13 protein-coding genes are annotated in these 14611 nt (G+C 75.6%); 5 read left to right on the top strand and 8 right to left on the bottom strand.

Annotation, left to right across the window (positions count from 1 at the left end):
• Window positions 1–17: 17 nt before the first annotated feature.
• The 4 genes from IE106_RS20625 to IE106_RS20610 form a co-directional block, all read right to left on the bottom strand.
• Window positions 18–2993, bottom strand: a complete 2976-nt coding sequence (locus IE106_RS20625) for a SpoIIE family protein phosphatase (RefSeq protein WP_229840640.1) — start codon at window positions 2991–2993, stop codon at window positions 18–20.
• 136 nt (window positions 2994–3129) lie between these two features.
• The gene (locus IE106_RS20620; RefSeq protein WP_189536213.1) at window positions 3130–3960 is read right to left on the bottom strand and encodes an SAM-dependent methyltransferase; all 831 of its coding nucleotides are present in this window, start codon (window positions 3958–3960) and stop codon (window positions 3130–3132) included.
• A gap of 112 nt (window positions 3961–4072) precedes the next feature.
• Window positions 4073–4309, bottom strand: a complete 237-nt coding sequence (locus tag IE106_RS20615; protein ID WP_023590865.1) for a DUF397 domain-containing protein — start codon at window positions 4307–4309, stop codon at window positions 4073–4075.
• Window positions 4310–5176, bottom strand: a complete 867-nt coding sequence (locus tag IE106_RS20610) for a Sco1979 family transcriptional regulator (protein WP_189536211.1) — start codon at window positions 5174–5176, stop codon at window positions 4310–4312.
• 215 nt (window positions 5177–5391) lie between these two features.
• Between IE106_RS20610 and IE106_RS30460 the strand changes: the two genes are divergently transcribed.
• Window positions 5392–5922 carry an ATP-binding protein gene (locus IE106_RS30460; protein WP_373295968.1) on the top strand — a complete coding sequence of 177 codons (531 nt, stop codon included), beginning with the start codon at window positions 5392–5394 and terminating at the stop codon, window positions 5920–5922.
• A 5-nt stretch (window positions 5923–5927) separates the two neighbouring features.
• The gene (locus IE106_RS20600) at window positions 5928–6359 is read left to right on the top strand and encodes a hypothetical protein (RefSeq protein ID WP_189536206.1); all 432 of its coding nucleotides are present in this window, start codon (window positions 5928–5930) and stop codon (window positions 6357–6359) included.
• A 335-nt stretch (window positions 6360–6694) separates the two neighbouring features.
• Here IE106_RS20600 and IE106_RS20595 read toward each other — a convergent pair whose 3' ends face one another.
• Window positions 6695–7729 carry a LacI family DNA-binding transcriptional regulator gene (locus IE106_RS20595; protein ID WP_189536204.1) on the bottom strand — a complete coding sequence of 345 codons (1035 nt, stop codon included), beginning with the start codon at window positions 7727–7729 and terminating at the stop codon, window positions 6695–6697.
• A gap of 122 nt (window positions 7730–7851) precedes the next feature.
• On the opposite strand from IE106_RS20595, the gene IE106_RS20590 reads away from it, so the two are divergent.
• On the top strand, window positions 7852–9261 hold the full coding sequence (locus IE106_RS20590; protein ID WP_229840638.1) for a glycoside hydrolase family 10 protein: 1410 nt from the start codon (window positions 7852–7854) through the stop codon (window positions 9259–9261).
• A 113-nt stretch (window positions 9262–9374) separates the two neighbouring features.
• Here IE106_RS20590 and IE106_RS20585 read toward each other — a convergent pair whose 3' ends face one another.
• Both IE106_RS20585 and IE106_RS20580 read right to left on the bottom strand, forming a co-directional pair.
• Window positions 9375–10436, bottom strand: a complete 1062-nt coding sequence (locus tag IE106_RS20585) for a rhamnogalacturonan acetylesterase (protein WP_189536200.1) — start codon at window positions 10434–10436, stop codon at window positions 9375–9377.
• A gap of 18 nt (window positions 10437–10454) precedes the next feature.
• Window positions 10455–11558, bottom strand: coding sequence for a glycoside hydrolase family 43 protein (locus IE106_RS20580; RefSeq protein ID WP_189536198.1), 1104 nt, complete (start codon window positions 11556–11558; stop codon window positions 10455–10457).
• A gap of 127 nt (window positions 11559–11685) precedes the next feature.
• On the opposite strand from IE106_RS20580, the gene mmuM reads away from it, so the two are divergent.
• Both mmuM and IE106_RS20570 read left to right on the top strand, forming a co-directional pair.
• Window positions 11686–12612 carry a homocysteine S-methyltransferase gene (mmuM, locus tag IE106_RS20575; RefSeq protein ID WP_189536196.1) on the top strand — a complete coding sequence of 309 codons (927 nt, stop codon included), beginning with the start codon at window positions 11686–11688 and terminating at the stop codon, window positions 12610–12612.
• 104 nt (window positions 12613–12716) lie between these two features.
• On the top strand, window positions 12717–13838 hold the full coding sequence (locus IE106_RS20570; protein WP_189536194.1) for a LacI family DNA-binding transcriptional regulator: 1122 nt from the start codon (window positions 12717–12719) through the stop codon (window positions 13836–13838).
• Here IE106_RS20570 and IE106_RS20565 read toward each other — a convergent pair.
• Window positions 13811–14344, bottom strand: coding sequence for a hypothetical protein (locus IE106_RS20565; RefSeq protein ID WP_189536192.1), 534 nt, complete (start codon window positions 14342–14344; stop codon window positions 13811–13813). The genes IE106_RS20570 and IE106_RS20565 overlap by 28 nt on opposite strands.
• Window positions 14345–14611 lie beyond the last annotated feature (267 nt).

Genomic DNA, 14611 nt, shown 5'->3' with positions numbered 1-14611 from the left:
CGGCGGTCCCCGGGGGCTCACCCCACGTCGTCGAACATCGCCAGCAGCGCATGTCCCTCCGCCTCCGGGGACTGCCGGTCCGCGTGCGGCACCTGCTCGGCCCACACCGTCTTGCCCTGCGGCATGAACCGGGCGCCCCACCTCCTGGTGAACTGCGCCACGAGGAACAGGCCGCGCCCGCCCTCCTCGGTGGTGGCCGCCCGCCGGATGCGCGGTGACGTGTTGCTGTGGTCGGACACCTCGCAGATCAGCGTGTCGTCGCGGAGCAGCCGCAGCGACACGGGGCCGCCGCCCCCGTACCGCACGGCGTTGGTGACCAGTTCGCTGACCACCAGGCCGGTGGTGAACTCCATGTGCCCCAGCCCCCACTCGGTGAGCTTCCGGCGCACCAGCGCCCGGGACTCGGCGACGACGGACGGGTCGGCGGGCAGCTCCCAGGTCGCCACCCGGTCGGCGGGCAGGGCGCGCACCCGGGCCACCAGCAGCGCCACGTCGTCGCGCGGGCCGCCGGGCAGCACCGCCTCCGTGATCCGGTCGCAGACCCGCTCCGGGTCGCGCGAGGGGCCGGGGCCGGCCAGCGCGGACAGCAGCCGGCCGGTCGACGCCTCGACGTCACCGTAGGCGCGGCCCTCCTTGAGCAGCCCGTCGGTGTACAGCGCCAGCAGGCTGCCGGGGGCGAGGTCGACGGTGGCGGACTCGTACGGCTGCAGCCCGCCGAGGCCCAGCGGCGGTCCGGCGGGCAGGTCGAGGAGCCGCGCCTCGCCGCCGGGCGGTGCCACGGCCGGCGGCGGGTGGCCGGCCCGGGCGGCGGTGCAGCGGCAGGTGACCGGGTCGTACACCGCGTACAGGCAGGTCGTGGCCGTGGCGGCGTCGTACTCGTCGGCCGGGTCGCCGGAGGGGCGTCCGACCAGTTCGTCCAGGTGGGCCAGCACCTCCTCGGGCGGCAGGTCGAGCCCGGCGAGGGTGCGCACCGCCGTGCGCAGCCGGCCCATGGTGGCGGCCGCCTGCAGCCCGTGGCCGGCGACGTCCCCGACGACCAGCGCGACGCGCATCCCGGACAGCGGGATGGCGTCGAACCAGTCGCCGCCCACCCCCGCGCTCGTCCCGGTCCGCCCGTCCGCCGGCAGGTAGCGGGAGGCGAGGTCGGCCGCGGTGAGCCGGGGCATGGCGTGCGGCAGCAGGCTGCGCTGGAGGGTGAGGGAGGCGTTGTGCTCGCGGCTGAAGCGGCGGGCGTTGTCCACGCTGATCGCGGCGCGGGCCGCGAGTTCGCCGGCGAGCGTCAGGTCGTCCTCCTCGAAGGGGCGGTCCTCGCCGCGGCGGTAGAAGCCGGCCAGGCCGAGGATCCGGCCCCTGGCGTACAGCGGGGCGGCGACGTACGCGTGGACGCCTTCGCCCAGCAGGGCGACCGGGTGGGCGGCGCCGGCGGCGGCCGCCGCCGGTACGGAGTCGGCCACCGGACGCCCCGTGCGCAGGCACCGCGCCTGCGGGGTGCCCGTGGGGTGCCGGACCGGGCCGGGGTCGGTGAAGGCGCCGGTCGCGGTGGTGCCGGCGCGCAGGGCGGCACGGCACAGGGTGGTGCCGGGGGCGAGCGGGCCGGGCGGCGGTTCCTCACCCGCGAGGACGCCCTCCACGAGCTCCACCACGGCGAGGTCGGCGAAGCGCGGCACGGCGATCTCGGCCAGTTCCTCGGCGGTGCGCCGCATGTCCAGGGTGGTGCCGACGCGGACGCCCGCCTCGTTCAGCAGGGAGAGCCGCCCGCGCGCCTCGGCGGCCAGGCGGCCGACGCCCTGCTCCCCGACGAGCAGCAGCCACGCGTCGGTCCCGTTCCCGCCGGGAACGTCACGCCCGCCGGGAACGTCGTGCTCACCGGGAGCGTCGTGTTCGCCGGGAGCGCCGTGTTCGCCGGGAGCGCCGTGTTCGCCGGGAGCGCCGCGCCCGCCCTGCTCCGGGGCGGTGCCGACCGCGCCGCTCGACAGCAGCGGGACCTCCCGCCCGTCGGGCGCCGTCGCGGTACCCCCCGTGGTGCCGGCGGGTCCGCCGGGCGCGAGCGCCGGTGACGGTACCGCCGTGCCCCGTGCGGCGGTACCGACGGGGCCCCGGGGGCGGGAGTCGCGGAAGACGACCTCGACGGCGGCGCCCTCCGCGTCGCCGTGGCGCAGCTGCCTGCGGCGCAGCGCGGCGACGCGTCCGCCCGTCAGGACGACCTCGGCGGACGACTGCTCGTTCGAGCCGATCAGGTCGACGGCGGCGTCCAGCAGCGCGACCCGCTCGTGCCGGTCCAGCAGGGGCGCGGTGTCGCCGTGGCCGGCCAGCTCGCCCGTACCGACGTGGAGGAGCCCGGCGTGCCCGCCGCGCCGCCTGGTCCGGAGGAAGGAGGTCACCAGCTCCCGCTCCCGGGTGGTGCTCAGCTCCAGCAGCCGCTCCCCGATGCGGTCGGTGGCGTTCTGGAGCATCAGCGCCATCTCCGGCTTCGCCAGCCCCTCGGGGACGGAGAGGTTGACCACGCCCTGCACGACGCCGCCGACGGGGTCGCGCACGGGTGCGGCCATGCAGGTCAGCGCCTTGAGGTTGTGCAGGAAGTGCTCGTGCCCGACGACCATGAAGGGCGCCCGGGTGCTGAGGACCATGCTGACGCTGCTGGTCCCCATGAACCGCTCGTCCACGTTGGCGCCCCGCACCAGCGACGCCTCGTCCATCAGGTCGAGCCCCATGGGGTCGCCGCGCCGGTCGATGATGTGGGCGCGGGCGTCCGTCAGCGACACGGTGACCGGCAGCCCGGAGAACCGCGCGCACAGCCGCTCCAGTACCGGCGCGGCGGCCCTGATCAGCCGCGAGTCCGGGTCCAGGTCGCTCTCGATGGGCAGCGCCGTGCCCTCGACGTCGATGCCGAGCAGGTGCGACCGCTCCCACGACGCCCGGATCTCCTCGCGCACCCCGCCGCGGGGCCGCCCCCTGGCGGGACCGGCCCCCGCAGACGTCGGAGAGGAATCCACCCTGACAGGATAATCGGGCAAAAGGGACATCTGCCCGTCCGGGGCCGATCCGGGTGACGCCGCCCGCACGACGCCCGCGCCCCTCGGGAGCGCGCGGGCGCCGGGCAGCGGGTCCGGTCCGGCCCCGGGCGCGCCGTCACGGCTTGCGGGCGACTCCGGCGTACCCCGGGATGGGGTCGTCGCCGGCGACCGGGATGGGCTCGCCCAGCTCCGGGCGCCAGTCGGCGGTCAGCGTCACGCCCGGCTCGACCAGCTCCAGGCCGTCGAAGAAGCGGGTGAACTCCTCGCGGGTGCGCGGCCGCAGGGTGAGGCCGCGCCCCTGGTACATGGCGCGCGCCTTCGCCGCGCCCTCCGGGTCGAACTCGCTGGTGACGTGCGACAGGACGAGGTAGCTGCCCGGCGCCAGCCGTTCGACGAGGCGGGACACCAGCTCGTACGCCCCGTCCTCGTCGTCGACGAAGTGGAGCAGCGCGAGCAGGGACAGCGCGACGGGCCGGGTGAAGTCGAGGACCTCGCCGGCGCGCTCCAGGATGGTCTGCGGGTCGCGGGCGTCGGCCTGGATGTACGCGGTGGCGCCCTCCGGCGTGGAGCGCAGCAGCGCCTCGGCGTGGGCCAGGACGATCGGGTCGTTGTCGCAGTAGACGATCCGCGCCTCGGGTGCGACCTGCTGGGCTATCTGGTGCAGGTTGGGCTCGGTGGGGATGCCGGTGCCGATGTCCAGGTACTGGCGGACGCCCGCCCTGCCCAGCCAACGGGTCGCGCGGTGCATGAACGCCCGGTTGACGCGCGCCATGTCGCGGCCGCGCGCGTCGATGGTGAGGAGCTGGTGGGCCATCTCCTCGTCGACCGGGTAGTTGTCCTTGCCGCCGAGGAACCAGTCGTACATCCGGGCGGGATGCGGCTTGCTGGTGTCGATCCGTACGCCTGCGGCGGGTACGCCGTCGGTGGCGGCGTCGTTCCCGGTCATCGGCTGCTCCAGGGGTCGGGGGTCGGGGCGTGCTCGGTCACTGAGGACGTTCCGGTGCGCGGGGTCGGCCGCGTGGTCAACGCCTCGGTGGACGTCACCTTATGACTCCGGGTCAGGTGAGCAGGAAGTCGGCCTGCCCGGACTTGGCACCCTGGATGAACGCGGCGATCTCCCCAGGGGTGTAGATGAGGGCGGGGCCGTCAGGATCGGCGGACTGGCGCACCGCGACCCTGCCGTCGGCCAGCTTCATGGCCTCGATGCAGTTGCCGCCGTTGCCGCCGCTCCACGGCTTGTGCCACCCCTCGGCGCCGAGGTCGGCGGCGGGCATGCCGTTGTATATGCGAACCATTCACAGCTCCTTGCGGAAAGCCCGGAGGATTTCCTTCGTACGTTGTGCGGTGGCGGCCTGCGCCGCCATGCGGTCCATGACCTCCAGGTGGGAGGCCACCTCGGGACGCGCGTCGAGGTAGACCGCGCCGGTCAGGTACTCGCTGTAGACCATGTCCGGGAGTTCCGGCATCGCGAACCGGAACAGCACGAAGGGGCCGTACGTGCCGGGGTGGTGGCCCGTCGCGAACTCCGCGACCTGCAGGGTGACGTGGGGCAGCTCCGCCGCCTCGACCAGCCGGTCGAGCTGGGCGCGCATGAGCGCGGGGCCGGTGCCGGGCGGACGGCGCCGCAGCACCGTCTCGTCCATGACCACCCAGAACTTCGGGGGGTCGGGCCGGGTCAGCAGGCCCTGCCGCTCCATCCGCAGCGCGACGTGGCGCTCGGTGTCCTCGGGGCTGACCCGGCCGACCGCGCCGGCGCGGAGGACGGCCCGGGCGTAGTCCTCGGTCTGGAGCAGTCCGGGGACGAAGTGCGGTTCGTAGGCCCGGATGATGCTCGCGGCGCCCTCCAGGCTGACGTACATGCTGAACCAGCCCGGCAGCACGTCGTGGAACCGCTGCCACCAGCCGGGTCTGTTGGCGTCCTCGGCGAGCCGCACGAAGCCGTCCGCCTCGTCGCGGTCGACGCCGTACGCCTGGAGGAGCAGCTGGACGTAGGGGATCTTCAGGGCGACTTCCGCGGTCTCCATGCGGCGGATCGTGGCCGGGGCCACGTGCAGGACCCTGGCGGCCTCCTCCCGCTTCAGGCCCGCCTTTTCCCGCAGATCCTGCAGTCGCTTGCCGAGTACGACCTGTCCCACCGTGGGGGCGGACCGCGGCTCGCTCACTTCTGACCTCCCCACGCGCTTTTTCGTTGAGTGTGCCATGCGATTGCCAGAGAGGACACATCACTCTGCAATTTTCAGAGTGCCGCTTGCCAAGTGTCCACGACGGGAGGAAAGTATTCCGATGAACCAGTCGGTGAACCAGTTCACGCGGCTGCCGCGCGCTCTGCCCCGGGGAGATGCGGCGTACGGCGCCGCTCCCATGTGAGGAATCGGTCGTGGCACCTGGCAATGCGCTCACCCCCCAGCTCGCAGCCGCTCGACCGGTGACCCCCGCTCCACACCCCCATGGGCTGCCCCGCGTCCCGCGCCCGTACGCGCACGCGAACCGGCCGGGCACGCCCGACGTCCGCCGCTTCGCCTTCGAGCTGCCCGCGCGCGCCGAGTCGGTGGCCCGGGCCCGCCGGCTCGTCGTGGAGCGCCTGGCCCTGTGGGACGTCACCGGGGACGTGCGCGACACGGCCGAGCTGGTCGTCTCCGAACTGTTCACCAACGCCGTGGTGCACACCGCGAGCGGGCGCGTCGTCTGCGAGCTGCGGGACCGCGGCGAGCTCGTGCGGATCGCCGTCCACGACGAGGGCTGCCGGGTGACCGGGCCGCGGCTGCGCGCGGCCGAGCGGGAGGAGTGCGGCCGGGGGCTGTTCCTCATCGACGCGATGTGCAGCGCGTGGGGCACCCACGACGCCCGGCACGGGGCGGGGCGCGTCGTCTGGGCGGAGCTGGTCCACGGCACGGCGGAGCCATGCTGAGATCGATGGTGACCCCCTTGTCCCCGTACGGCCCGCACGGCCGCCGCAGGGCCGGCGCGCTGTGGGAGGAGCCGCTCGGCGAGGTGCGGCTGACCCCGCCGCCGCACCTGCCGGCCACCCTGGGCTGCGACGCGGTGGGGATGCCCGCGCGGCACGGGATGCGGCTGCTCAGCAGGCTGCCCGGGAACGGCTGCGTGTTCGCCGACTCCGACTGGTGGTGGTGGCTCGTCCCGGCCGGCTCCGACGCGGACCTGCGCTGGCCGCTGCCCGCCTGCTACGCGCCCGGCGGCTACGTCCCCGACCGGCACCCGCGGCTGATACGGCGGCCGGGCGGCACCTCGCCGTACACCCCGCCGATCCCGCTGTACCTCGTGGTCTGCCAGCTCACCGGCACGGAGCCGGCCTGGACGGTGCCGGGGGTCGGCTCCCGGATCTGACCCCCGCTCCCCCGCGCCGGGGCGGCGGCGCCTCCCCCTGCCGGGGGCGGGCCACGGGACCCCTCGCTCCCGCGCGGTTCCGGGAGGTCCCGGGGGATCCCCCTCGGCCGTCCGGGACGCCTCGGCGGGCGCGGCGCCCGTGCGGCGCGGCGGGAGAACGCTCCCAGAACCTCTGAAAGCCTTCCGGAAGGCTTCCGGAAGCGGGAGGACGCTCACCCACCTCCCCGCCCCGTCCCGACCTCGCTTCCCGGGCGCGGTCCCCGCGCCCTCCCCCCACCGCTTCCCCGAGCGGACGCGGCCCCGCCGGCCGGGTCCGGACCGGCGGGGCCGCGCGGTCACCTCGCGGGCGGGGCCGTGCTGGACCGTACGACCAGCTCCGTGGCGAGCTCCACGCGCGGGGAGTCCAGCTCCTCGTCGCGGGCGAGGCGCAGGACCGTGCGGACGGCCGTCTTGCCCATCTCGACCAGCGGCTGGCGCACGGTCGTCAGCGGCGGCGAGGACCAGCGCACTTCCGGCAGGTCGTCGAAACCGACGACGCTCATGTCCTCCGGCACCCGCAGTCCGCGCCGGCGCAGGGCCTCGATGGCGCCGAGGGCCATCTGGTCGCTCGCCGCGAACAGCGCCGTCGGCGGGTCCTCCCGGTCGAGGAGGGTGGTGCAGCCGGTGAACCCGGACGCGTGGTAGAAGTCGCCCTGCACGACGAGGGACTCGTCGACGGCGATCCCCGCGCCCTCCAGGGCCGCCCGGTGGCCGTCGAGACGCGCCCGCGAGCAGAGCAGCCGGGGCGGCCCGGCGACGAAGCCGATCCGGCGGTGGCCGAGCCCCAGCAGGTGCTCGGTGGCGGCGAGGCCGCCCGCCCAGTTGGTGGCGCCCACGGTCGGGGCGTCCAGGGCCGGGGAGCCGGCCGGGTCGACGACGACCAGGGGCACGCCGAGGCGCCGCAGTTCCTCGTGGAGGACGGGCTCCAGGACGGACGTGACGAGGATGACGCCGCCCGAGGCGCGGGCGCGCAGGTTGCGCATCCACTGGCGGGCGTCGCCGCTGCGGCCGTGGATCGCCGAGACGACGGTGCCCATGCCGGCCGCGTGGGCGACCTGCTCGACGCCCCGGATGATCTCGACGGCCCAGGGGCTGTCCAGGTCGTTGAAGACGAGGTCGAGGAGGGCCGCGCGGTCGCCGGGCGCGGTGGGGCGACGCCGGTAGCCGTGCTCCCTCAGCAGGTCCTCCACGCGCGCGCGGGTGGCGGGCGACACGTCCGACCTGCCGTTGACGACCCGCGACACGGTCGGTACGGAGACCCCCGCCTCCCGCGCGATCTCCGTGATGGTGATCTTCCCCCGGGCGGCCCCGGGCGTTCTGCCCTCTGCCAATTCCCCCACCTCCGTTGACGGTTGCCCCGCGCGCCTCTACCGTTCCGGACGCACTCTCGAAACCTTGCAGCAGTCTTCCGGAAAACCGGGGGAGACCGGAAGCCGTCATGAGAGGGACGTCCATGAAGCTCCAGAGCTTACGCAGAGCCGTGTTCGGCCTGTCGACCGCCGCCCTGCTGGTGGCCGGCACCGCGGTGCCGGGACACGCCGCCGGGACCGCGGACCCCGTGCTGCGGGACCTCGCCGCGGCGAAGGGCGTCTACTACGGGACGGCCGTGACCGCGTCCAAGCTGACCGGCACCTACGCGGCCGTGACCGCCGGGCAGTTCGACTCCGTCACCCCCGGCAACGAGATGAAGTGGGGCTCGGTCGAACCGGTCCGCGGCGACTTCCGCTGGTCCGGTGCCGACGCCGTGGTGGACTTCGCCGAGGCGAACGGGCAGAAGGTGCGCGGCCACACGCTGGTGTGGCACAGCCAGCTCCCGTCGTGGGTGGAGAACGGCTCGTGGACCGCCGAAAGCCTGCGCACGGTGATGACGGACCACATCGCCACCGAGGCGGGCCGCTACAAGGGCCGCATCCACCACTGGGACGTGGTCAACGAGGCGTTCGAGGAGGACGGCACGCGCCGCCCGTCGGTGTTCCAGCGGGTCGTCGGGGACGGCTACATCGCCGACGCCTTCCGCGCCGCCCGCGCCGCCGACCCCGCGGCGAAGCTGTACCTCAACGACTACAACGTCGAGGGGATCAACGCCAAGAGCGACGCCATGTACGCCCTGGTCCGCTCGCTGAAGGCGCAGGGCGTGCCCATCGACGGCGTCGGCCTCCAGGCCCACCTGATCGTCGGTCAGGTGCCGTCCACCCTCCAGGCGAACATCAAGCGGTTCTCCGACCTCGGCGTGGACGTGGCCGTCACGGAGCTCGACATCCGGATGCGGCTCCCGGCGACCGAGGCGAAACTGGCCCAGCAGAAGGCCGACTTCAAGGCCGTCACCCAGGCGTGCGTCGCGGTGGCCCGCTGCACGGGCGTGACCGTGTGGGGCTTCACGGACTCCGACTCGTGGATCCCCGACTTCTTCCCGGGCGAGGGCGCGGCCACCCCGTACGACGAGGGCTTCCGGCCCAAGCCCGCCTACCACGGCATCGCCGAGGCGCTCGGCTGGAGCGGCGGACCCGGCCCTGGTCCCGATCCGGTGGGCGGCTGCGCGGTGACCTACGCGGTGCAGAACCAGTGGAACGGCGGCTTCACCGCCCAGGTGACCGTGCGGAACACGGGCACCGCCCCGGTGGACGGCTGGCGGGTCGGCTGGGCGTGGCCGTCCGGGCAGAGCGTGACCCAGGCGTGGAACGCCTCCGTCAGCCAGTCGGGGACGTCGGTGACGGCCGCGAACCTGCCGTACAACGCGGTCGTCGCGGCCGGCGGGTCGGTCACGTTCGGCCTCAACGGCGCCTGGTCCGGCGCCAACACGCCGCCGGCCGCCTTCACCCTGAACGGGGCGGCGTGCGCCGTGTCGATGCCCACCGCCGGGTGACCGGCCGCACCGCGGCGCACGGCCGGGCCGGCCGGGGACGGCGCTCCCCGGCCGGGCCGACCGGTCCCCCCGCCCGGGGCCCGCAGGCCGCGGGCGAGGGGTGCGGACGGGGGTCAGGGCGCCGCCCGGCGGGTGAGCAGTCCCCGCGCCGCCAGCTCGTCCGCGACCAGCCGGGCGTACTCGGTGGCGCCGCGCACGGAGGTGTGGGTGTTGTCGCGCTTCTCGTCCGTCAGGTACAGGGCCTTCGACGCCTCGGGCCCGAGCTGCTCGACCCGCGCCTTGGTGAGCGCGGTCAGGTCGACGAGCGGGGTGCCGAGCCGGGCGGCGAGGGCGCGGACCTCGGCGGGGTGGTCGACGCCGAGCCCGTTGACGAGGAGGGCGGTGCCGTTGTCGAGGGTGCCGTCCGGGTTGAACCAGCGGCGGACGACGGGCGTGACGAGCACCGGGCGGCCGCCCTCGGCCCGGACGCCGTCGACGAGGGCGGTGAGGTTCGCGCGGTAGGTGGCGGCGTCGGTCTGCTTGTCGTTGTGGGCGAGCTGGACGAGCACCAGGTCGCCGGGGCGGATCCGGGCGCGGACGCGGTCGAAGAGGGCCGGGTTCGCCAGGTAGCTGACGGTGGACTCGCCGGAGTCGGCGTGGTTGGCGACGGCCGTGCCCCGGCCCGGGAACCGGGGCAGCTGCTGGCCCCAGCCGCTGTAGGGGGCGCCCGGCTGGTCGCACACGGTGGAGTCGCCGATCAGCAGCAGCTTCCGGGCACGGGGGGCGGGCGTGACCCGGATCGCGGCGAGCGCCGGGGCGGCGCCGTCGGCGCCGGTGAGGACGAGGTCGAGGCCGGGTGTCCCGTCGGGTCCGGTGGGCTCGCCCTCCGGGGTGCGGACGTCGACGGTGAACGAGCGGGTGGTGCGCTCCCCCGCCGCCGTCGGCGTGGCGGCGAGCACGGTGCGGCGGGTCTCGGCGGTGACGGAGGTGGTCGCGGCGGTGTCCGCGCCGAGGGTGACGGTCACGTCGTACGTGCCGGGGGGCACGTCGTAGTGGCAGGTGACGGGGGCGGTGCCGGCGCAGTGGCGCGGGCCCTGCCCGTACGGGCCGCCGGCGGCCGCGGGGGTGGCGGTCAGCGCGGTGGCGGCCGTGGCCGCGGCGGTCGCGAGCAGGGCGAGGCGTCTCGTCCCGGTCATCGGGGGCTCCTTCGGGGATCAGGTGCGGTCGGCGACGGGGACACCGAAGTCGGGGGTCCCGTCGGGCTTCCAGCCGAGCCTCTGGAGACGGGTGTGGCGGTTGGGGTCGTGCAACGGGTCGCCGGTGATCTCCTTGTACTGGCGGGCGTGGTAGACGAGCACGTCGGTGCGGCCGTCCTCGGCGACGGTGAAGCAGTTGTGGCCCGGCCCGTACTGGCGGGTGGAGTCGTTGCTGGTGAAGACGGGCGTCGGGGACTTGGTCCAGGAGGCCGGGTCCATGAGGTCGCTCGTGTCGTCGGCGGTGAGCAGGCCCAGGCAGTAGTTGCTGTCGGTGGCGCTGGCCGAGTACGTCATGAAGATCCGGCCGTTGCGGCGGAGGAACGCGGCGCCCTCGTTCACCTTGAAGCCGACGCACTCCCAGTCGTACTCGGGCGTGGTGAGCCGCACCTGGGGGCCGGTCAGGGTCAGCGGATCGGCCATCCGGGACAGGAAGACGGCGGTGTTGTTGTCCGTGCCGGGCTCGTGCTGCGCCCAGGCGAGGTAGCGGGAGCCGCGGTGGGTGAAGGTGGTGGCGTCGAGGGAGAAGGTGTCCCAGGCGGTGGTGATGCTGCCCCGTTCGGTCCAGGTGCCCTGGAACGGGTCGGGGTGCCGGTTCTCCAGCACCCACATCCGGATGCGCCAGACGTCGTGGGCGGGTGCGGCGGCGAAGTAGACGTACCAGCGGCCGTCGATGTGGTGGATCTCCGGGGCCCAGATGTGGGCGGCCATGTCGCCGCTCGTGTGCCGGCGCCAGACGACCGCCTCGTCGGCGGTGGCGATGCCGGCGAGGGTGCGGGAGCGGCGCAGGATGATGCGGTCGTACTCGGGGGCGGTCGCGGTGAAGTAGTAGCGGCCGTCGGTGTGGCGGTGGACGTGCGGGTCGGCGCGGTTGCGTACGAGCGGGTTGGTGTACGGCCTGCCGGGCAGCGCGCCGGGCGCCTGTGCCGCGACGGTCCGGCCGGCGGTGTCCGCCGCCGGGGCGGCCTCGGCCGCGCGGGCGGCGGACACGGGCGCGGCGGCGAGGGCTCCGGCGGCGGCGCCCTGGAGGAGGAGTCGGCGGCTGAGGGAGTGACGGTGGCTCATGGGATGTTCGCTCGCCTTCCGTTCGTGATGTCGAACAGCATCTGCAATTCCGAACGGCGAAACGGTAAGGGCGCGTTACGGAGAGGTCAACGGGGCGGGAGTGACGGACTTCGCTACGTTCGCATTCATGACCACCGCCGCTCCCCCGCTCGCCGAGGTCCTCGCCTCCCCCTCCGCCGTGCTCGTCCTCGACGGCGGGCTCTCCTCCCAGTTGGAGTCCGCCGGGTACGACCTGGACGACGACCTGTGGTCGGCGCGGCTGCTCGCCGAGGAGCCCGAGGGGCTCGTCGCGGCGCACCACGCGTACTACGAGGCCGGTGCCGACGTGGTGACGTCCGCCGGCTACCAGGCCACGTTCGAGGGGTTCGCCCGCCGGGGCGTCGGCCGCGACCGCGCGGCCGGGCTGCTCCGGCTCGGCGTGGACCTGGTCCGCGAGGCCGCCCGGCGGGCCCGCGCGGGCGGCGTCACCCGCCCGTTGTGGGTCGCCGCGTCGATCGGCCCGTACGGGGCGATGCTCGCCGACGGCTCGGAGTACCGCGGCCGGTACGGGCTGGGGGTCGACGCGCTGGAGGCGTTCCACCGCCCCCGCCTGGAGGCCGTGGCCGCGGCCCGGCCCGACGTCCTGGCGCTGGAGACCGTGCCGGACGCCGACGAGGCCCGCGCCCTGCTGCGCGCGGTGCGCGGCCTGGGCGTACCGGCCTGGCTGTCGTACACCGTCGACGGGGAGCGCACCCGGGCCGGCCAGCCGCTGGAGGAGGCGTTCGGGCTCGCGGCCGACGCGGACGAGGTCGTCGCGGTCGGGGTGAACTGCTGCGCGCCGAAGGACGCGCGGCGGGCGGTGGAGGTCGCGGCGCGGGTGACGGGCAAACCGGTGGTGGTGTACCCCAACAGCGGCGAGACGTGGGACGCGGCGGCGGGCGGCTGGCGCGGCCGGCCCACGTTCTCGGCCGACCTCGCGGAGGAGTGGCGGCGGGCCGGGGCGCGGCTGGTCGGCGGCTGCTGCCGGGTGGGGCCGGACGCCGTCGCCGCCGTGTCGGACCGGCTGCGGGGGTGAGCCGGAGCCCCCGGGGAGATCACCGGTGCGGCACGGGTCTTCCCGCCGGGTGGCGGCCCGACCTAGGGTAGGAAGCGCTTACTACGCTGTTCGGAGGGAGCACCATGACGCGTACGGTGAGCGCCGCCGGACCGACGCTGGCGGTGGTCGCCCGCGAGGCCGGGGTGTCGGTGCCCACCGCGTCGAAGGTCGTCAACGGCCGTGACGACGTGGCGCCCGAGACCCGCCGCCGGGTCACCGAGGTGCTGGACCGGCTGGGTTACGTGCGCCGCCGCCGGAGCGGCCCCCCGAAGCCGTACGGCATGGTCGACCTGGTGCTGTCCTCGCTGGACGGCTCGGGGGCGGCGGTGCTGCGCGGCGTGGAGCGGGCCGCGCACGCGGAGGGCCTGGAGGTCGTCGTGTCGACCGGCCGGCACCTGGGGCGGGACCGGCTGGACCGGTTGGCCGCCCGGGGCACGGCGGGGGTGCTGTTCCACGGGGACGGGCTGACCGCGTCCCGGCACGCGTGGCTGACCCGGCACCGGGTGCCGTACGTGCTGATCGACCCCGGGCGGGAGCCGTCACCGGACTCCGTGTCCGTCGGCGCGGCGGACCGGGAGGGCGGGCGCGCGGCGGCCGGGCACCTGCTGGCACTGGGCCACGAGCGGATCGCGCTGGTCGCCGGGCACGGCCGGAGCGCGCGGCTCGCCGGCTGGCGCGAGGCGCTTGCGGCGGCCGGGCTGCCCCACCGGCGGGAGTACGTGCGCCGCACCGGTCCCGACGAGCCGGAGGAGTGCGGGGCGCGGCGCCGGACGCTGGAGCTGCTGGACCTGCCGGAGCCGCCGACGGCGGTGTGCGCCGGTTCGGACGCGATGGCGTCGGGCGTGTACGGGGCGCTCGCCGAGCGGGGCCTGCGCGTGCCGGATGACGTGGCCGTCGTGGGCTTCGGCGACCTGCCGGAGGCGCGGTGGGCGGTGCCGGGGCTGACGACGGTGCGGCGGCCGCTGGCGGAGATGGCCGGGGCGGCGCTGGCGCTGCTGGTACGGATGGCGGCCGGCGAGCCGACGGACGGCTTACCGGTGGAGCTGGCGACGGAGCTGGTGGTGCGGTCGAGCACGGCGCCCCCGCCCGCGGCCGGGGCGGGAGCGGCGGCCGGCGCCTCCCGCCCCGGTCGTGCGCCGGCCGGACGGCGGGCGCGGGCGGGAGGCGCGGCGGGGGGTCAGCGGTACGCGGCGGAGACGCTGTAGGCGTAGACGCCGACGAGGGCCATCACGCCGAGCAGGATGACCCAGGACATGAGGCTCGTGTGCCGCGAACGCCTCCCGCCGGTAAGGGACTTGCTGGTACGGGACCTGCCGGTACGGGACCCGCCCGGGCGGCCCGTGGGGGCGCCGCCCCCGCCGCGGCCGCGCCGCCCGCCCGCACGGGCGGACCCGGTCCGTGCCGCCGCGGACGGCTCCGCGTCGGCCGCGGCCTCGGCCAGCAGGCGGCGGCAGACGGCGGCCAGTTCGTCCCGGCCCGCGGAGAGGCTCACCACCACTTCGGAGCGGGCGGGCGCGGTGGTGCCGCCGTCGAGGATGCGGCCCGCCCGGATGAGCACGTCGTCGCGGGTGCCGCGGGGCGACAGGCTGATCCACCGCCGCACGTGCTCACCCCGGATGACGACACCGCCCGACCGCTCGCGGTACAGCGTGTGCTCCCGCCACAGGACCGTCGCCAACTCCTGGGCCAGATCCCTGAGTCGCGTGTGCATGGCCTCCCCTTCACTCCGCCACACGCGCCTCGAACACGCATGCGCACGGGCACTGTAGCGGGCGCCTCCGACAGGGGCTCGCCGGGCACCGGCCCGGACGTCCGCGCGGGCTGCGGCGGCGGGCCCCCGGGCCGGTCCCCGGACCGCGTCCGCGCCCCGGGGCGGGACCGGCCGTACGACGGGCGGCGGACCGGCCCCGTGGCGATGGACCGGCTCCGTGGTGGCGGACCGGCTCCGTGGTGGCGCGAGCGCCACCGCTCCCCCGTC

Source organism: Streptomyces roseolilacinus (genome assembly GCF_014649335.1).
Lineage (GTDB): Bacteria > Actinomycetota > Actinomycetes > Streptomycetales > Streptomycetaceae > Streptomyces > Streptomyces roseolilacinus.
The sequence above is the reverse complement of the archived record's forward strand: the minus strand, read 5'-3'. Positions and strand labels throughout refer to the sequence as shown.

Excerpts from the sequence above, each read along its gene's own strand:
- IE106_RS20620 (WP_189536213.1), bottom strand. The coding sequence starts at position 3,960 with ATGACCGGGAACGACGCCGCCACCGACGGCGTACCCGCCGCAGGCGTA.
- IE106_RS20615 (WP_023590865.1), bottom strand. The coding sequence starts at position 4,309 with ATGGTTCGCATATACAACGGCATGCCCGCCGCCGACCTCGGCGCCGAG.
- IE106_RS20600 (WP_189536206.1), top strand. The coding sequence starts at position 5,928 with ATGGTGACCCCCTTGTCCCCGTACGGCCCGCACGGCCGCCGCAGGGCC.
- IE106_RS20590 (WP_229840638.1), top strand. The coding sequence starts at position 7,852 with ATGAAGCTCCAGAGCTTACGCAGAGCCGTGTTCGGCCTGTCGACCGCC.
- IE106_RS20585 (WP_189536200.1), bottom strand. The coding sequence starts at position 10,436 with ATGACCGGGACGAGACGCCTCGCCCTGCTCGCGACCGCCGCGGCCACG.
- IE106_RS20580 (WP_189536198.1), bottom strand. The coding sequence starts at position 11,558 with ATGAGCCACCGTCACTCCCTCAGCCGCCGACTCCTCCTCCAGGGCGCC.
- mmuM (WP_189536196.1), top strand. The coding sequence starts at position 11,686 with ATGACCACCGCCGCTCCCCCGCTCGCCGAGGTCCTCGCCTCCCCCTCC.
- IE106_RS20570 (WP_189536194.1), top strand. The coding sequence starts at position 12,717 with ATGACGCGTACGGTGAGCGCCGCCGGACCGACGCTGGCGGTGGTCGCC.
- IE106_RS20565 (WP_189536192.1), bottom strand. The coding sequence starts at position 14,344 with ATGCACACGCGACTCAGGGATCTGGCCCAGGAGTTGGCGACGGTCCTG.